This is a genomic window from Capnocytophaga ochracea DSM 7271, assembly GCF_000023285.1.
Lineage (GTDB): Bacteria > Bacteroidota > Bacteroidia > Flavobacteriales > Flavobacteriaceae > Capnocytophaga > Capnocytophaga ochracea.
The window spans coordinates 2,194,820-2,213,002 of the sequence record NC_013162.1; the positions used below are offsets into that span (position 1 = coordinate 2,194,820).

The 18,183-nt window shown below is 37.5% G+C and carries 13 protein-coding genes; 2 read left to right on the forward strand and 11 right to left on the reverse strand.

Annotation, left to right across the window (positions count from 1 at the left end):
* Nucleotide 1: 1 nt before the first annotated feature.
* The gene (locus COCH_RS09240; RefSeq protein WP_015782871.1) at nucleotides 2-2,731 is read left to right on the forward strand and encodes a PD-(D/E)XK nuclease family protein; all 2,730 of its coding nucleotides are present in this window, start codon (nucleotides 2-4) and stop codon (nucleotides 2,729-2,731) included.
* 32 nt (nucleotides 2,732-2,763) lie between these two features.
* On the opposite strand, the gene COCH_RS09245 is transcribed toward COCH_RS09240, so the two are convergent.
* The 3 genes from COCH_RS09245 to COCH_RS09255 are packed head-to-tail and all read right to left on the reverse strand — an operon-like array spanning nucleotide 2,764 to nucleotide 5,938.
* Complete coding sequence (locus COCH_RS09245; RefSeq protein ID WP_015782872.1) at nucleotides 2,764-3,984, reverse strand: aminotransferase class V-fold PLP-dependent enzyme; 1,221 nt, start codon at nucleotides 3,982-3,984, stop codon at nucleotides 2,764-2,766.
* Between the two features lie 34 nt (nucleotides 3,985-4,018).
* The gene (gene bshC / locus COCH_RS09250) at nucleotides 4,019-5,617 is read right to left on the reverse strand and encodes a bacillithiol biosynthesis cysteine-adding enzyme BshC (RefSeq protein ID WP_015782873.1); all 1,599 of its coding nucleotides are present in this window, start codon (nucleotides 5,615-5,617) and stop codon (nucleotides 4,019-4,021) included.
* Nucleotides 5,618-5,635: 18 nt separating this feature from the next.
* A complete protein-coding gene (locus COCH_RS09255; RefSeq protein WP_002671767.1) occupies nucleotides 5,636-5,938 on the reverse strand; it encodes a hypothetical protein in 303 nt (100 codons plus the stop codon).
* A gap of 129 nt (nucleotides 5,939-6,067) precedes the next feature.
* Here COCH_RS09255 and COCH_RS09260 point away from each other — a divergent pair, with 129 nt between their 5' ends.
* Entirely contained in the window at nucleotides 6,068-6,808 is a 741-nt protein-coding gene (locus tag COCH_RS09260; protein WP_015782874.1) for a 16S rRNA (uracil(1498)-N(3))-methyltransferase, read from the forward strand.
* Between the two features lie 227 nt (nucleotides 6,809-7,035).
* On the opposite strand, the gene COCH_RS09265 is transcribed toward COCH_RS09260, so the two are convergent.
* The 8 genes from COCH_RS09265 to COCH_RS09300 all read right to left on the reverse strand — a co-directional run bounded on the left by COCH_RS09265 (nucleotide 7,036) and on the right by COCH_RS09300 (nucleotide 17,805).
* The gene (locus COCH_RS09265; protein WP_015782875.1) at nucleotides 7,036-10,212 is read right to left on the reverse strand and encodes an efflux RND transporter permease subunit; all 3,177 of its coding nucleotides are present in this window, start codon (nucleotides 10,210-10,212) and stop codon (nucleotides 7,036-7,038) included.
* Nucleotides 10,213-10,328: 116 nt separating this feature from the next.
* A complete protein-coding gene (locus COCH_RS09270; RefSeq protein WP_002671773.1) occupies nucleotides 10,329-10,859 on the reverse strand; it encodes a DUF4136 domain-containing protein in 531 nt (176 codons plus the stop codon).
* Between the two features lie 60 nt (nucleotides 10,860-10,919).
* On the reverse strand, nucleotides 10,920-11,885 hold the full coding sequence (locus COCH_RS09275) for a polyprenyl synthetase family protein (RefSeq protein ID WP_015782876.1): 966 nt from the start codon (nucleotides 11,883-11,885) through the stop codon (nucleotides 10,920-10,922).
* Between the two features lie 43 nt (nucleotides 11,886-11,928).
* Entirely contained in the window at nucleotides 11,929-13,587 is a 1,659-nt protein-coding gene (gene recN / locus COCH_RS09280; protein WP_015782877.1) for a DNA repair protein RecN, read from the reverse strand.
* Nucleotides 13,588-13,592: 5 nt separating this feature from the next.
* On the reverse strand, nucleotides 13,593-14,474 hold the full coding sequence (gene porD / locus COCH_RS09285) for a type IX secretion system protein PorD (RefSeq protein ID WP_445222976.1): 882 nt from the start codon (nucleotides 14,472-14,474) through the stop codon (nucleotides 13,593-13,595).
* 43 nt (nucleotides 14,475-14,517) lie between these two features.
* The gene (ribB, locus tag COCH_RS09290) at nucleotides 14,518-15,642 is read right to left on the reverse strand and encodes a 3,4-dihydroxy-2-butanone-4-phosphate synthase (protein ID WP_015782879.1); all 1,125 of its coding nucleotides are present in this window, start codon (nucleotides 15,640-15,642) and stop codon (nucleotides 14,518-14,520) included.
* A gap of 82 nt (nucleotides 15,643-15,724) precedes the next feature.
* Nucleotides 15,725-16,270, reverse strand: coding sequence for a hypothetical protein (locus COCH_RS09295; protein ID WP_015782880.1), 546 nt, complete (start codon nucleotides 16,268-16,270; stop codon nucleotides 15,725-15,727).
* The gene (locus COCH_RS09300; RefSeq protein WP_009418300.1) at nucleotides 16,270-17,805 is read right to left on the reverse strand and encodes a helicase HerA-like domain-containing protein; all 1,536 of its coding nucleotides are present in this window, start codon (nucleotides 17,803-17,805) and stop codon (nucleotides 16,270-16,272) included. The genes COCH_RS09295 and COCH_RS09300 overlap by 1 nt, the downstream gene beginning before the upstream one ends.
* Nucleotides 17,806-18,183 lie beyond the last annotated feature (378 nt).

Below are 18,183 nucleotides of genomic sequence, written 5' to 3' on the forward strand. Positions count from 1 at the left end.
TATGAGTTATCTACAAGAAGTTATTACTGATGTTTTGGAAAACTATTCTGATAAGATAGAGCGTCTTGTGTTTGTTACTACGGGTAAACGCCCTGCACTCTTCCTCAAAAAACACTTTGCCGAGCAGATAAAGCACGCTACCATTGCCCCTGAGTTCATCGGCATAGCCGACCTATTTACGCGTATTTCGGACGTGCAACCTATCAGCAATTTGCCTTTGCTCTTTGAGTTTTACGATTGTTATGTAAAAACTTGCAAAGATACCCCCGATAGCTTTGAAGAGTTCCTCAGCTGGGGACAAACGGCTCTCAAAGATTTTAGTGAAATCGACCAATATTTAGTAAATCCCGATAAGATATTTCCTTATATTCACGCCCTCAAAGAAGTAGAACATTGGTCGGGTATGGACGAACTTAGCGAGATGCAGAAAAAGCACTTAGCATTTTGGAACAGCCTCGGCGATTACTATTTTGCCCTCAACAGTAAACTCACCAAAATGGGTAAAGGTTATGGTGGTTTCATCGCCAAAAAAGCTGTAGAAGAACTCCCCAAATACCTGCAAACACACAGCAATAGCATTCATATATTCGTCGGTTTCAACGCCCTTTCCAAAGCCGAACAACACGTTATACAATCAATACTAATGGATTTAGGCGGTGAAATTTATTGGGACGGCGATACTTATTTTTTAAACAACCCTACTCACGATGCAGGGTTCTTCTTGCGAAAATATATAAACAGTTGGCGTTATTACCAAACCCATAAACCTAAGTTCATACAAAGCAATTACGAAAAAGAGAAAGAACTTTATCTTACGGGAGTGCCCAAAAGCATCAATCAGGCACATAGTGTAGCCGAACTACTCAAAAATACCCCTGCCAAAGCATTGGAAAAAACCGCCCTCATCATCGCTGATGAGAATTTGCTCATACCTGTATTACAAGCCGTGCAACCCAAAACAAGTGTGAACATCACGATGGGGTACCCTTTGCAACAAACGCCTCTCAACGACCTTTTTGTCGCCTATTTCCGCTTGCATCTCTCCAAGAGTTTTTACCATAAAGATATACTGAACCTGCTCTCTCAACCTTTCTTGCACACCTTGCTAAAAGAAGAAGTGGTGCGCCATATTTCGCAGTATATCAAAACGCACAACCTCACTTATATCACCCGTAAAAAGCTATTCGAGTCGGTAGATGAAACCGAACACGAGATGCTCTCCTTGCTATTCCCTGATGCCAAAGGCAAAGCACTCATCATTACCCTTATCGACAATGCTATTACGCTTATCTATCGCCTAAAAGCACAAATCGACCCTGAGAGCAATACTCATCTACTCACTCAAGAGTATGCTTATCGCTTCTTCCAGTTATTCAATCAGTTGAAACAGTTACAAGAGCAGTACGGCTATATCGATTCGGTGAAAACGCTTTATCATTTTTATTTAGATGTATTACAGAAGAGTTCGCTCAATTTCCGCGGTGAGCCTTTGGAAGGCTTGCAAGTTATGGGTGTGTTGGAAAGCCGTAGTTTGGATTTTGAGCGCGTGATTATCACTTCGGTAAATGAAGGCGTATTACCTTTAGGCAAAAGCGACAACTCTCTGATTCCTTACGATGTGAAGTACGAACTGGAATTGCCTACCTACAAAGAGCGTGATGCGGTGTACAGTTACAACTTCTACCGTATTTTACAGCGCGCCAAACAAGTACACCTATTCTACGATACCGAGATGAATAGTCTGAAAAGCAAGGAGAAAAGTAGGTTTATTCTCCAATTGTTGGCAGAGAAAATTCCCACTCACAAGGTAGTGCACCAAATTAAGGCACCTGAGGTATACCCTGCTGTGTTACGACCGATTAACATCAAAAAAACGACCTCTGTAATCGATGCACTAAAGGCACTTGCCGAGAAAGGCATTTCACCTTCAGCACTAACTACTTATATCCGCAATCCACTCACGTTCTATGAGCAACAAGTACTACAGGTATACGAAGAAAAAGAAGTAGAAGAAACTGTTGAAGCCCGTACTTTTGGAAATATCGTACACGGCATTTTAGAAGATTTGTACACACCTTTCTTAAACGAAATACTCACTGAAGAGCACATTAAAAAAATGCAACTTTTGGTACTTCCCACTATCGAAAAACGCTTTGAAGAAGAGTACAGAAGTACTGATTTTAGGACGGGTAAAAACTGGCTTATTTTCAATGTAATAGAGAAGTATGTGCGTAGTTTTTTAACTTTAGAACTCAACGAAATAAAGAGTGGTATCGAAATCATTCCTCTGTATTTAGAACAGAAAATAAAAATACCTTTCCAAGCTTCTCACTTGCCTTTTCTTGTTAATTTCAAAGGGATTATCGACCGGGTGGATAGACGTAACGGAGTGTTGCACATTATCGACTACAAAACAGGTATTGTAGAAGAAACCGATGTGCGCATCAAAGATTGGAATAACCTCATTACCGATATTAAGTATGGCAAAGCCTTCCAACTCCTCACTTATGCTTATATGATTACCCAGCATTTCAAGATTGATGAACCGATGATAGTTGCCAACCTATCATTCAAGCGTTTGCAAAAAGGATTCTTGCGTTTCCACACCTATATCGACAAGGTAAAAGACTGTGATGTAACCGCTCAAACTCTCGCTTTGTACAGTCAGTATACCGAGCAACTATTGCAAGAAATCTTTGATATAGAGAGACCTTTTTACGAGAAACTATAGTATTTATATCTTATATTCCTTTTGTGTGTTTATCAGCTTAACATTTTCTGAGCTTTTTTTACAGCTTCTACAAAGGTATCTATTTCTTCAAAGGTATTGTAAACAGCAAAGCTGGCACGAACTGTACCTGGTATGCAGTAGAAGTCCATAATAGGTTGGGCACAATGATGCCCCGTACGTACAGCAATTCCAAATTGGTCGAGAATTACACCTACATCGTAAGGGTGAATGTTTTGTAAGTTAAATGATATAACAGCGGTACGCTTACTCAAATCATCATTACCGTAAAGAGTAATGCCTTCTATATTTTGTAATTTAGCGATAGCATATTCTAATAGTTTGTGTTCGTGTGTAGCAATAGCTTCCATTCCCAATTGCTGTATATAGTCAATTGTAGTTCCAAACGCAATACCTCCACAAATATTAGGAGTACCTGCTTCAAACTTATAAGGGAGGTCGGCATAAGTACTCTCTTCAAAATGCACTTCTTTTATCATTTCTCCCCCTCCTTGATAAGGAGGTAATTGTAATAGTAATTCTTCTTTACCATACAACGCTCCTATCCCCGTAGGTCCGTACATTTTATGAGCTGAAACAGCATAGAAATCAACATCGAGAGTTTGCATATCGGGTTGCAAATGTGGGGCTGCTTGTGCTCCATCTACTAATACAACAGCTCCTACACGGTGTGCTTTTTCTATAATTTCTTCTATAGGGTGAATATTTCCTAAGGCGTTCGATACGTGCTGTACACACACTATCTTCGTACGTTTATTTAGCAGTTGGTTATACACCTCTAAGTCCAAAATTCCTTTCTCATTCATCGGGATTACTTTTAAGGTAGCTCCACTCCGTTGGCAAGCTAATTGCCAAGGCACTATATTGCTGTGGTGTTCTGAAGCCGAAATAATTACTTCGTCTCTCTCTTGCATCAGTGCGCTATAACCGTTAGCCACTAAATTAATACCGTGTGTAGTTCCCGCAGTAAAAAGAATTTCAGAGCTTTTACGGGCATTGAAGTGGCGCTGTAGTTTCTTCCTCGCTTCTTCATAAGCATCAGTAGCTTCTTGGCTGAGAGTGTGTACTCCACGGTGTATATTAGCATTTTGGTAACTGTAATAATGCACTATTGCCTCTATCACTTGTGTAGGTGTTTGCGAAGTTGCTCCATTATCAAAATAGATAAGAGGTTTGTTATGAATAGTGCGTGAGAGTATAGGGAAGTCTGTTCTTATTTCAAGAATACTTTTCATTGTTCGTTATTTTGGGTGCAAAGATACAACATTTTTATTGTATTACCACAAACCTAAAATCAAACGGATTAAAGTCTTTTATTAACTCAGGAATGAGTTCTTCTCCTTTCATCAAATAGAAATCTGTGAAGTTAGCAAAACGCTCCTGTAAGGCTCCGTTAGGAAAGAGTTCATTTTGTAAAAAAATAGTCTGTTCCAATTCCTCTGCAAACTTCCTTTTCTGGGCCTTTAAAAGGCGTTTTTCCAGTTTGTCTAACCCTTTCAGCTGTCTTACTTCTTGTGCTTTTACAGCGTTCTCAAAAGTAACATCAGTGTGTTTAGCTAACTCATATAAATGCTCGAACTGTCTGTGTAGTAACTCTTTTTCAGGAGTAAAATCTATAGGAAATTCGCTTAACTGTCTTACTTTCTTGTTTTTTAAATCTTCTGTTTTTAGAAATAAGTCTTCTACTGAAAGTTGTAGTTTTTGTAGTTTTTCAGCTTGTCTTTGCGAAATAAGCATTGCTGAATTGCGCAACATTAGTATTGGGAAGGGTACTTTCTCCTTATTGAAAAAGCTTTTTAATTCCAGCCAATAGGCTATTTCACCGCCTCCACCAATATATGCCAAATTGGGTAATATTACTTCTTGATATAAAGGTCGTAAGATTACATTGGGCGAAAATCGTTCTGGATAGGTGCGTAGTTCCTCTAAAATCCCCTCCTCAGAAAAACGAATATCCGTACCGTGTACCTCAAAGCCGTCCGCAGTGCGCACAAGGCGATGTCGTCCTCCTTCTGTAAGATAAAACATATTCACCTCACGAGGGTTCACTTGCACGGGATAAGAGCTATTTACAGTCTGTAAAGCCTTAATACTTTTAGTAACCTCAGTATGTGCCACACTGTGCAGTAAATCATCGCTTATGTAAGGGATAAATTGTCTTTTTAGGGCTTTATCGTTGCCATCTATTACTACAACTCCGTATGCTTCAAAGAGAGCATTTACTAAGTAACGAGTGGCAGAGGCTAAATCTTTATTTTTCAGATAACTATCGTGGAAGAGTGTGCGCAAAGTATTAGCATTTTTGCCTAGACCTATGGCTTTGTCAAAAGTCTGAAACACTGCTTCAAGTGTGTCAGTAGCAAAGTTGCCTGTGGCTCCTGTTTGGTCGCTATTCCAGCAAATTGTGCGATTGTTGAAGTGAAAGTGGTTAATCTCCTCAAAATCGTGGTCTTCTGTAGCCATCCAATATACAGGTACAAAGTGCTTATCAGGGTACTTTTCGGCGAGCTGTTTAGCAGTATTAATTACCGAAATAATCTTGAAAATGAAGTAAAGATGTCCTGTAAAAAGACTTAATTGATGTCCCGTAGTGATGGTAAAAGTATTACTTTTGGATAAAAGTTCGATGTTTTTAAGTACTTTCGGAGTAGTTTTTACCTCAGCGTATTGTTCTTTTAAACTACTGACCAAAATATGGCGTTTCTCTTCAGTAAAATCAAGAGCTTTTTCTTCTATTTGCTTTTTAAATTCTAACAATGAAGGAAAATTATGATAAAAAGGACGTAATTTTTTATTCTCACCTACATAATCAGTGATGAGTTTAGAGAAAAAACGAATATTTTGATAAGGAATATAAGCGGTAATCATACGCTTTTTAGTGTTTTATTATTCGTCGTCTAATGAAGAGTCATCAGGTATATCTAAATTGCTTACACTCATATCATCTTCTTCGTTATTCATAAAGTCATCATCTTCGTCGAAGTTTTCCATAGTGTCAGCTAAGCGGGTACTTACTTTCACTAAATATATAGTGTCATCAGTACGGACTTCCAAGGCATCAACTGTTTCATTTTTAGCATTCTTAAAACGAATCACATCTGCATCTGTATACCCTTCGGGGTATTTCTCTACCAACATTGAGAGAATCTCATTAGTTAGTTTGTTGTAGTCTACTATTACACGTTTCATATTAATATTACTTTTCACGGGGCGAAAGTAAGTCAATTTTTATAATTACAAAATAAAAAATCTACTTTTTTTTATTTTGTTGTATCTTTGTCCCGCAATAAAGCCCATTTTTTCTAAGAAAATAAAATTATGAGTATGCAATTATTTTTCCACTCCAGCCTTCATTCAAGTAGCACAAATTGCTTTTTTGATAAGGAAGAAAGCCAACATATAGTAAAGGTACTGCGCAAAAAAGCAGGCGATATACTCCATATTACCAATGGTAAAGGACTTCTTTTTGAAGCAAAATTAGACTTCGCTACACCTAAACAATGTGAGGTGTCTATACTGAAATGTACTCTCCAGCTTCCCCGTCCTTACTACTTACATTTGGTGGTAGCACCTACCAAGATGAATGAACGTTATGAGTGGTTTTTGGAGAAAGCCACCGAAATAGGCGTTGATGAAATTACTCCTATTATCTGTGAACATTCTGAGCGTACCACTATCAAAGTAGAACGTTTTGAAAAGATACTCCTTTCAGCAATGAAACAATCGTTGCAATGCTATTTGCCTAAACTGAATGCACCTATTGCATCAGCTCAGTTTTTCAAAACGATGCTGACAGATAGTTCAGCTAAATATATAGCTCACTGTCAAGAAAATGAAAAACGCTTGCTCTCTCGCGCACTCAAGTCCTTTCCTGAGCGTATTATCGTGCTTATAGGTCCTGAAGGCGATTTCTCTACTAATGAGATAAACACCGCTTTGCAACAAGCATTTGTGCCTATCTCATTAGGAGATACTCGCTTACGCACCGAAACAGCAGCCATAGTAGCCTGTCATACCGTTGCGGTAATAAATGAACGGACTAACATTAGTTCAACTTAATATCATCTTAGGTCTGTCATTCCTTCGTCTTTTGTTCGTCATTCCTTCGTCTTTTGTTCGTCTTTTGTTCGTCTTTTGTTCGTCTTTTGTTCGTCTTTTGTTCGTCATTCGTTCGTCATTCGTTCGTCATTCGTTCGTCATTCGTTCGTTCGTCTTTTTCCTATCTGCCTGTCGTGCTACGACCTCGCACCGTCTAAGAGATAAGTAAAAAATAAGATGAATTATAGTTATACTTCGTGTTCGCCTTTGATGTCTCTGTGCTCGTAATCAGCAATCATCAGTTTTTCGTAATCAGTCTTAGTACCTTTACCGAAACGTCTGCCAATATTGTCAAAAATAAGGTATACCAAAGGCACTACAATAAGTGTTAAGAACAATGAGGAAATAAGTCCACCTATAATTACAATCGCCAAACCATTGTTCACTTCGGCACCTGCTCCATTGGCAATAGCAAGCGGAATCATACCTGCTACCATTGCGATAGTCGTCATCAAGATAGGGCGTAAACGCGCGTGGTTTGCTTGTATTAATGCAGTTACAGTATCTTCTCCTTCTTGCTTGCGGTGGTTGGCAAAGTCTACTAACATAATCGCGTTCTTAGCAACCAACCCGATAAGCATAATGATACCTAAAAGAGTAAAGATATTGAGTGACATATTGGCTAATGCCAAAGCTACTAAAGCTCCAATGAACGAAAGCGGTATAGAGAACAATACCACAAAAGGTCGTGAAAAACTGTCGTATAATACTACCATTACCATATAAACTAAGAGAATAGCTGCAAAGAGCGATATAAACAAGGTACCGAAACCTTCATCTTGCATCTCTTGGTCACCCGTAAACACAAAGTGTACGTTAGCAGGTTTTTCTAATTGGTCTATCTTAGTTTTCCATTCTGAAACTATAGTACCTGTAGGACGACCTACCGATTGTGCTTGTACTGTTACCGAAGGAGATTTGTCATAACGTTCCAGCTGTGTAGGTCCTGAAGCGTAAGCTATAGTCGCAAATTGTGATAGTTTTACCTGTTGTCCCACCGAGTTGATAAACATCATATTTTCTATATCGTCTATAGACTGACGGCTACCTTCTTCAAACACTATATTAATATTGTATTCTGAATCTCCTGTACGGAATTTACTGTCGTCATTACCATTAAAAGCGGTTCGCATCGTTCCCCCTACAGTAGCAATATTAAGTCCTAACATTGCCATCTTATCGCGGTCTATCTGCACATTTATTTCAGGATTACCAGATTCTGAGGAAAGCTTAATTTCAGTAGCACCTTCAACAGTTTTAAGAAGCTCAGCCGTTTTCTCAGCGTACTGTTGGGCTACTTCCACATTGTCAGAAGTAACAACCAAAGCAATTGGTGCTTGTTCGGCTCCCATCATTCCTACCGGTACAGTCTTCACTTTAGCTTCTACTAAATACTGACTCAGTTCACGTTTCAGCTTTGCCGCAATTACGTTAGTCGATTCATTACGTTCTTTTTTATCGATAATAGTAAGCTGTATTTCCGATTTGTAAGGGGTTGCTTGTGAAGCTCCCATACCACTGGTAGACTGTCCTACAGTAGTAATCATACTCTCTACCAAAGGTTTATTGGTACCCTCTACTTTTAAGCTACGAAGATAATTTTCAGCTTTTTGGGTCATAAAGTTAGTCTGCTCTAAGGAAGCATCTTTATTCAATTCAAACTGTACTAAAAACTTTCCTCTATCCATATTAGGCATAAACTCAGATCCGATAAATCCAGTAGGAATGAATGAACAAGAACCTACAAAAAGGAAAAATACCAAAATAATAGTTTTCCATTTATTGGCAAATACCCATACCAATAAGTCAGAGAAGAACTGTGTAAAGCGTTTGAGGTATCCTTCAAATCCTATGGTCATCTTTCCTAAAAATGAATTGGGATTTGCGTGCTCTAATTTTCCAAACCTAGAGTACAACCAAGGGACTACTGTAAAAGACATCAATAATGAAAGCATTGTAGCAATAGCTACAGTCAAACAAAACTCACGCAATACTTTTACTACAATAGCATTACCTAATGAAATAGGAACGAACACTACCACAATTACTAAGGTAATTGCCATTACAGTAAGCACAATTTCCTTAGAGCCATCAAAAGCAGCACGCACTTTATTCTTACCCATCTCCATATGACGGTGAATGTTTTCTAATACTACAATAGCATCGTCCACCAAGATACCTACCACCATCGAGAGGGCAACAAGGCTCATCAAGTTCAGTGTAAAACCAAAGAAATACATACCTATAAAAGTAGCAATGAGAGAAGTAGGTATAGATACCATTACGATAAGAGCATTACGCAGGCTGTGAAGGAAGAAGAACATCACTACTGCTACTAATACAATTGCCAATATCAAATCGGACATTACAGAGTTGGCTGCTTCCAAGGTAAACTCACTGGTATCTTCAGCCAATAGCATCTTTACACCTTCATTTTTATAAGTCTGCTCCACTTGTTCCATCTTCTTGCGTACCAACTCACTCACCGATACAGCATTAGCATCGGTTTGTTTCAATACTTGTAGCAAGAGAGTATTTTCTTGGTCTATACGCGCTATTTTGGTAGCTTCTTCTTCGGTGTCTTGCACATCAGCTACATCCGAAAGTCGTATCTCTACTCCATTCTGTGAAGCAAGTATAAGGTTGCGCAATTGTTCTACATCTTGTAATTTACCAAGCAAACGTATAGAGGTACTATTCTCACGAGTTTTAATTTTACCCGCAGGAATTTCCATATTCGAAGCCGCGATTAGCTGTTGTACTTGAGCAATAGAAAGACCATAACCTTCTAACTTCTTAGCATCAATGCTCACGCGTATTTCGCGTTTGCGACCACCTATTATATTCACTTGTGCTACTCCTGGAACACGTGATAACTCTGGCTGTATTTTTTTATCTACCAAGTCGTACAATTCTTGTGCCGATAACTTAGAAGTTACCCCAATAGACACAATAGGCAAATCGGAAAGAGAGAATTTACTCAATGATGGCTCTTTAGCATCATCGGGCAAATCAGCTCTTATTGCATTAATTTTGCGCTGTGCCTCATTAAGGGTGTTATCTACATTCGCATCGTTAGTAAGTTGTACTACTACCACCGAAAGACTTTCGTACGAGTATGAATATATCTTTTTGATATTTTCCAAAGCCGAAACGGCATCCTCAATTTTCTTTGTCACGGTGCTCTCAATCTCCGAAGGAGAGGCTCCCGCATACACAGTAGAGATCGTAACTACATTCACTTCAAACTTAGGAATGAGCTCGTAGTTCAATAACTTATACGAATAGAAGCCACCAAGTAGCAACAACAAGAGCATCACAATAAGTACACTGGGACGCTTAATAGAAAGTTTAATTAAATCCATCTTTTGTTTGTTCTAAATCCGGGGCAAAGGTACGATAAAAAACTTAATAAACAAAAAAAGTTTCCATATTTTAGGAAACTTTTATTATGAGTAAGTAATTGAATAATTTGTGAGACTTACTGTTTTGGGGGATATTTTTCTAATATTTTATTTACGAAGTTATTAATAGCGTCTTCTTTGCGCTCCGTTGTTTGAGGTAGGTTACCTACACCTTTACCTTGCCAAATGAGTTCACGTTTATGAGCGTCTATAATTTCAATATAAAGAGAACCTTCTGTACTTCGAGCTACATTATAGGTTGCTCCTCCCCAAAAAGGTCCCCAACCCATTCCCCAGCCCCAATAGTATGGAGAATTGTTATATACATCTACATTTTCTTGTTCACGTGTAAAGATATTTACTAAAACGTCTGGTTTTTCAGAAAGTGTCATCCCTTTAGACGTTAAATTACGCTCAATAGCTCGTAGAATACGTTTCTTATCTAAATCTGAGATAGGAACTTTATCAATACCTTCTTTAAAGAAAGCAAATGATTTGTATGCAGAAAAATCGGCCTGTTGGTCATAATCTGTAGCTACATATACACTAGCACAAGAACTAAGAACAACAGCCATAATTAGGAGTATAAAAACAGTTGTTTTTTTCATATCATAAGTTATTTAAAAGGTTTTGAAATCTTGTTTTATAAATACAAAATCTATACCGTTTTATATTTTTCTATCCATTAATTGTAGGGCAAAAGTTCTGAGGTATTCTCGTTTATCATCTCCTATAGTTATTTTCTCTAATATCATAAGAGCTTTTTGAGTATAATTTTCTATCAGTTGGCGAACTGCTTTGTCCGCATTTGTTATCTGAAAAATCTCTCTTACTCTTGCTATTTTATTATCAACTTCATTTAAAGCATATGCTCTCAATAGTTCTTCACGTTGTTTTTCATTGCTTAGTGCTAAAGATTTTAAATAGAGTATAGTTTTCTTATTCTCTATAATATCACCTCCTATTTTTTTACCAAATGAAGCATCTCCAAAAGTATCCAAATAATCATCTTGTAACTGAAAAGCTATTCCTAAATTTAAACCAAAATTGTACATATTCATTTGGTTTTCCTTAGTAGTTTCAGAGATAATACTACCCATTTGTAAGGCAGCTCCTATAAGAACTGAAGTTTTGTATGAAATCATTTGCATATATGCCTCAATACTTACCTCTTGTAGTTTTTCAAAATCCATATCCATTTGCTGTCCTTCACATACTTTAAGAGCTGTTTCACTTAATGTTTTTACTAATTCTTGAAATATTTCTGAAGGATAATCCTCTAATAATTTATAGGCAATGATAAGCATAGCATCTCCCGAAAGTATACCTACATTTGTATCCCATTTTTGATGAACAGTAGGTTTGCCACGTCTTAGAGAAGCATTATCCATAATATCGTCGTGAATAAGTGAAAAGTTGTGAAAAACCTCTATGGCAGTAGCTGCATTAAGTGCTTTGCAATAGTCTTTACCAAAAATATCGGTTGCAATAAGAGTAAGTAAAGGACGAATACGCTTTCCTCCTAAGTTAAGAATGTACTGAATAGGTTCATAGAGGTGAATAGGCTCTTTGGGAGTAAAAATTTTTTCTATATGCTGTAAAAAAGCTGTTTTATACTCTTCAATCGAAAGCATAATAAATTATTATAAGTTTAGAAAGTTAATATTTGTCTGTTTTTTATCCTTTTCTTAAAAGTTCTATTGCGTGATTACGAGCTGATTCGCCACTATTTTTTCCTTCAAGCATTTCTGAAAGTTCTGAAATGCGTTCCTGTTCGGTGAGCATTTTAAGATGGGTAGTTGTCTTACCTGTTATATCTTCTTTAAATACTTTAAAATGATAAGCACCTTTAGCAGCTATCTGTGGTAAATGGGTAATAGCAAATACCTGTCTGTTTTTGCTCATTTGTTTCATTATATCACCCATTTTTTGAGAGATTTCACCTGATACTCCTGTATCAATTTCGTCGAACATAATAGTAGGGAGTGCTGTATGTGCTGCCATTATTGCTTTTACAGCTAACATTATACGTGATAATTCTCCTCCTGAAGCTACTTTCTTTAATGGTCCAAAATCTCCTCCTTTATTGGCAGAAAATAAAAATGAGAGCTCATCATTTCCGTTGTTAAAGAAATGTGAGGTAGGTGTTAGCTTGATATCAAAACGCCCATTGGGCATTCCTAATTCGTGCATAAAGCTCTCTAATTGTTTAGTGAGAGTAGGAATTACTTTTTCACGAGTTTTGTGTAACTCAGTTGCTTTTTTAGAGGTTTCTGCTTGTTGTTTTGCAACTAACTCTTGTTGTTCTTTAAGGTCGAAATCTGCGCTTTCAGTTTTAGAAACAGCCTTCTCTAAACGCTCTTGAATACTCATCAACTCTTCAACAGTTGTTACTTTGTGCTTTTGCTGAAGTGAGTAGATTTTATTGAGTTGCTTAGATATTTCCTCTAAATTTTCTGGGTCTGTTTCTATGTTTTCATCAATGTCTGCTACATCTCTACTCAAATCTTCTAAATCTAAGAAAGCCGAGTCAATGCGTTCGTACAATTCACGGTATTGCTGTTTGTATTCTGTAAGATTTGAAAAAGCGCGACGCAGTTCACGCAAATTATTTAAAATACCTATGTTCTCATCGTTGAGCAAATATAAACTTTCAGCTACATTTTCTTTTATCTCTTCGATGTTGGAGGCTTCTTCATAGCTTTCTTCTAATTCCTCCAAAATGCCTTCTCCTAAAGTAACCGATTTCAGTTCTTTGAGTTGGTGCAGATTGTAATCGTATTCTTTATTAGCTGTCTGTTGGAAATCTATGAGCTCTTGTAGTTTCTTTTGTTCGTTTTTAAGTAGTACTAAAAGGCGTTGGTATTCCTCTAACAAAGATTTATTTTCAGCCATTGCATCTATAATCTCAAACTGAAAAGCTGATTCGCTTAGAGAAAGAGTTTGATGCTGAGAATGAATATCTACGAGTACTTCACCTAAACGTGAAAGCACGTCTAATGTTACAGGAGAATCATTCACGAAAGCTCGAGATTTTCCCGAAGGAAGAATTTCACGACGTATAATAGTTTGAGGGTCATAATCTATTTCCAGCTCATTGAAGAGAGATTGAAATTCATAATTTTGTAAAGAAAATTCGGCTTCAATTACACATTTTTCATCTTTATTCCTCAAAGCAGACATATCGGCACGTTTCCCCAATACTAAGGAAAGAGCGTCAAGCATTATAGATTTTCCTGAACCTGTTTCGCCTGTGATAATAATAAAGCCTTTAGGGAAGTCAACTTTTAGGTCATCAATTAATGCATAATTTTTTATAGATAGAGTGTTGAGCATATTCCTTATTTTATTTCATTCCACTTAGTTACTTGGGTGGGAGCTAATTTCATTAAGGCTTCTTTTAGCATTTTGGTATTAAAAATCATTCCACCTGAGTAAATAGAGGCAATTTCATCAGTTTTTGCATTAAAAAACAATATCATTGCATAGGAGCTCAACCGTAGGCTCGGTATTTTTTCAAGTAAAATAATAGCATTCTGGATAGCTTCTTTTCCGCCTTTCTCATCGGTGCTCATTATATCTAAGCCCAAACGATGGTATTGGTATAAAGCTTTGTGATAATCAGTGTAATTTTCTGAAATGAGCTCATTTATTAACAAGAATCGGTTGTTTTTACCATTATCTGCCCAACCTGTATAACTACTGTTTTGTGCTATATTAGCAATTTGTTGTGCCTTTAAGAAATAAGGTCTCCCTGCATTTTCAGCAAACGTATCAGCATCGAACCCTAATAGCAAATAGGCATAGTAAGCTATTACCGAAGTGAGGTTCGACTCAAAGGCATTTTCATTGAAGGTAAGAGGAGCAAACTCTTGATAGTCAAAAGCTACTTCTTTATCTTGCAAGTTAAATACAGGAGATTGATAAGCTGAATTGTATACAGGACGAGAAGATTGCACCAAAAGACTTGCTTCATAATGCGAATTTTCAAACTTATTAATCACCAGAGTAAAACTACAACGGATACGTTCGTTTTCGCGCACTTTTAAATCTGTCCAACGGGTTTGATTGATAAATTCTTGCAAAGATTTTTCTAAGGTCTTAAAGACTGAGCGATTACTTAAATTTACCTGTTGTGTATTGACCGTTACCACGGCATTCAACTCTTGTGAGAAAGAAAATGAGCTGGCAATTAGGGCTAAAAAGAGTGTTATTTTTCTCATAATAATATGTGTCATATAATTATTTCCTATCTTCCCATTCTAATTAATACGGTATCTCTTCCGTAATTTCAAGACCGTAGCCTGACATTCCTACGTAATTAGACGCATTTTTAGAGTTGGTAAGTAATCGAAGTTTCCTAATACCTAAATCGTTGAGTATTTGAGCTCCCATCCCAATATCTTTGGTATCTTTACCTACTTGAGGAAGAGGGTGCCCTGTTTGGTGTTCTTTGATTTCGGTAATGTGCTGTAATAACGTTTTCGAATAACCTTCTTTATTAATTACTATCACAGCTCCTTTGCCTTCCTCATTAATTTTTCTGAAAATGCGTTCAAGAGGGTTGTCCTTATCTCCTGCTATAACTTCCAGAATATCATTACTGATAAATGATGAATGAACGCGCGTAAGCACAGGTTCATCTGCTTTCCAAGTGCCTTGTGTAAAGGCTAAGTGTATTTGCTTGTTAGTAGTTTGTTCATAGGCGCGCAAGCGGAATTCTCCATAAGGGGTTTGCAACAAGAAATCTTCTTTCTTTATCACAAGTGTGTCTTTGCGCATACGATAAGCAATAAGGTCTTCAATAGAAATGATTTTAAGGTCGAATTTCTTAGCTACTTCCACCAACTGAGGTAATCGTGCCATCGTACCATCTTCATTTAAGATTTCTACTAAAATACCGGCAGGTTTTAGTCCCGCAATACGAGTGAGGTCAATAGTTGCTTCTGTGTGTCCTGTACGGCGAAGTACTCCGCCTTCTTTAGCGCGTAAAGGGAATATATGTCCAGGACGCCCTAAGTCGAAAGGAGTGGTCTTTGGGTCTACTAATGCTTGAATAGTTTTAGCTCGGTCGAAAGCTGAAATACCGGTAGTACAACCCTGACCTTTTAAATCTACTGAAACAGTAAACTGAGTCTCGTGTAGTACGGTGTTGTTTTGCACCATCATCGGAAGATCAAGCTCAGCACAGCGTTTTTCAGTAAGAGGAGTACAGACTAACCCTCGACCGTTGGTAATCATAAAATTAATCATCTCAGGAGTTACCTTTTCAGCAGCAGCAATAAAATCGCCTTCATTTTCGCGATTTTCATCATCTACTACAATAACGACCTTTCCTTTTTTTATATCTTCAACAGCTTCTTCAATGCTGTTTAGTTTAATATTATTCATCTTTATCAATTGATTTATACAAAATGAACACGAGTGATACACTCGTGTTAAAATTATAAATAGTTATTAATCTTCGTTCAACTTAAAAATTAACTGTAATACGAGCAATTTTGGCACTTTCCTCAATATCTCCTTCTGAGATATTATCGGTAAGGTCAAAAGCTGTTTTAAGAGCCGATTTGTCAAAAGTAAAGTAGTAATTCTTTCCTTTTGGAGTAACCATTACGCTACTGATAGAGGGCTCAATTTCTAAATCGGGGTATTTGCTCTTTACGTCTTTAAAAGTACTCTGTAACGAAATCCCTTTTTCGGTAGCGTATTTATCGCACAATATCAATACGCTTTCCACTATTTTATCCCCCTTATCATTGGTGGTGGGAGTGATTTCAAGAAGCTCTTTACCTTCTTTGTCTAAAATAGTAATGCGCTCTGCACTTGCATAACGCAACTCTCCTTCCATAGTCGAGTTTACTATGGAGTCCTTAGCAAAGATAGAATCCAACTTTTGTATGGGAGTGTCTTTTTGGAGGACTCCTACACTGTTACTAGTGATGAGGAACTCATTCTTTTTATTGTTACACGCCACAATAGTTAAAAGAACAGTAATGATAATAAAGTATTTTTTCATTATTTCTTGATGATTTTATTTAATATTCCTAAAACACCTCTCACGAACGACGCACTTGTAACCATTTTTATCAAAGGATTAGTACCCGAACGCTTAGTAGTGGTTTTTTGTGTACTGGGCTTAGGAGCAGAAGCTTTTTCGGCTTCCTTAGCTTCTTTTTGCTTCTCTTCCTCTTTTCGCACGTCCTCTATTTTCTTATTCAAGATTTCATAAGCGCTTTCACGGTCGATAACTTCGTTGTATTTGCGCACTAACTCCGAACGCCCTACCAACGCTTCAATTTCACTATCACTAAGGATATCCATTCTACTCATCGGTGCGCGCATCATTGTGTCTACCAATGGAGTAGGTATTCCTTTTTCGTTCAGTACTGTTACCAGTGCTTCTCCTGTTCCTAAGGAAGTAAGCGTATCGGTAGTGTCGTAAAATTCTGATGAAGGATAGTTCTCTGCAATCAGCTTAATGGCTTTACGGTCTTTAGCAGTAAAAGCACGCAGAGCGTGTTGTACCTTCATACCCAACTGAGAAAGTATCGCATCGGGGATATCGGTAGGGTTTTGAGTACAGAAAATAAGTCCCACACCTTTTGAACGTATGAGCTTTACAATGTTCTCTAATTGGTTGAGAAGCGTTTTGGAAGCCTCATTGAAAATAAGGTGCGCTTCGTCGATAAAGATAACCAACTTAGGTTTCGACATATCGCCTTCTTCGGGGAAAGTAGTGTAAATTTCAGCCAAAAGACTCAACATAAAGGTCGAGAACATCTTAGGACGGTCTTGAATGTCTGTAAGGCGAATGATGTTTACATAACCTTCGCCCTGTGCATTGGTTCTCATTAAGTCAGCTGGTTCAAAACTGCGCTCGCCGAAAAAAAGTTCAGCACCTTGATGCTCTAATTCCACAATTTTACGCAAGATAGCACTTGTTGAGGACTTAGAAACCGCTCCGTACTCTTTCTCGAAGTCGGTCTTTCCTTCATCAGTGGCATATTGAAGTATTTTCTTTAAATCTTTTAGGTCTAACAAGGGTAGTGCGTGGTCATCGCAGTATTTGAAAACCACTGCCAAAACACCTTCTTGCACATCGCTTAGGTCTAAAATGCGTGAAAGTAGCACAGAGCCAAATTCTGATACAGTAGCACGCATACGCACACCTTTTTGCTCCGAAATGGTCAGTAGTTCGGTGGGGAATGCCTGTGGTTGAAAGTCTAAGCCTATCTTACCTAAACGTTCTAAGATAAAAGGCTTTACTTCACCAGATTCAGCAATACCACTGAGGTCGCCTTTTAAGTCCATTAGCAATACAGGAACACCTTTTTTAGAAAGGTTTTCGGCGATAACTTGCAGAGTTTTAGTTTTACCTGTACCCGTAGCTCCTGCGATAAGCCCGTGGCGGTTAAGTGTTTTTAAAGGTAAATTTACCAATACGTTTTCAATAGGTTGCCCTTCGTAGATAGCCCCTCCTAAGGTAATGTAATCACCTTTAAACGAGTATCCAGCGAGCATTGTTTCTTTAAAAGAATCTATTTTAGCCATTTGTTATTAGTTTTAAGCTGTTAGTAGTGTTTTACTTATTCGATAGGTAGTTGGCATTTTCAAGGCACAAAGGTAGAAAAAAAAGTTGAAAACCCAAAATTTATTAGGTAACAAATTTATTTTTAGTGCAATAAAAGGGTTTGTTAATAACCTTATGAAACTTACAGACTAAGAGCAAACAACGGTCTTTCCTTTCGTTTTACGTCGCTTTATTTCCCTCAAAACTACGGTTTTTCATTAACTCTTAACTCCTCATTTTTAATCATTTACATAGCTATTGTATACCAATCTTCCAAGATTCGTATAAGCTTCCTATAAGCTTCCTATAAGCTAAACATACCCTCCTAATAACCTTTTTTCACCAAAATCCCCTTCAAC

What these genes read in the sequence shown, in the direction of transcription:
- COCH_RS09240 (WP_015782871.1), top strand. Translation starts at nt 2, where the DNA reads ATGAGTTATCTACAAGAAGTTATTACTGATGTTTTGGAAAACTATTCT.
- COCH_RS09245 (WP_015782872.1), bottom strand. Translation starts at nt 3,984, where the DNA reads ATGAAAAGTATTCTTGAAATAAGAACAGACTTCCCTATACTCTCACGC.
- bshC (WP_015782873.1), bottom strand. Translation starts at nt 5,617, where the DNA reads ATGATTACCGCTTATATTCCTTATCAAAATATTCGTTTTTTCTCTAAA.
- COCH_RS09255 (WP_002671767.1), bottom strand. Translation starts at nt 5,938, where the DNA reads ATGAAACGTGTAATAGTAGACTACAACAAACTAACTAATGAGATTCTC.
- COCH_RS09260 (WP_015782874.1), top strand. Translation starts at nt 6,068, where the DNA reads ATGAGTATGCAATTATTTTTCCACTCCAGCCTTCATTCAAGTAGCACA.
- COCH_RS09265 (WP_015782875.1), bottom strand. Translation starts at nt 10,212, where the DNA reads ATGGATTTAATTAAACTTTCTATTAAGCGTCCCAGTGTACTTATTGTG.
- COCH_RS09270 (WP_002671773.1), bottom strand. Translation starts at nt 10,859, where the DNA reads ATGAAAAAAACAACTGTTTTTATACTCCTAATTATGGCTGTTGTTCTT.
- COCH_RS09275 (WP_015782876.1), bottom strand. Translation starts at nt 11,885, where the DNA reads ATGCTTTCGATTGAAGAGTATAAAACAGCTTTTTTACAGCATATAGAA.
- recN (WP_015782877.1), bottom strand. Translation starts at nt 13,587, where the DNA reads ATGCTCAACACTCTATCTATAAAAAATTATGCATTAATTGATGACCTA.
- porD (WP_445222976.1), bottom strand. Translation starts at nt 14,474, where the DNA reads ATGAGAAAAATAACACTCTTTTTAGCCCTAATTGCCAGCTCATTTTCT.
- ribB (WP_015782879.1), bottom strand. Translation starts at nt 15,642, where the DNA reads ATGAATAATATTAAACTAAACAGCATTGAAGAAGCTGTTGAAGATATA.
- COCH_RS09295 (WP_015782880.1), bottom strand. Translation starts at nt 16,270, where the DNA reads ATGAAAAAATACTTTATTATCATTACTGTTCTTTTAACTATTGTGGCG.
- COCH_RS09300 (WP_009418300.1), bottom strand. Translation starts at nt 17,805, where the DNA reads ATGGCTAAAATAGATTCTTTTAAAGAAACAATGCTCGCTGGATACTCG.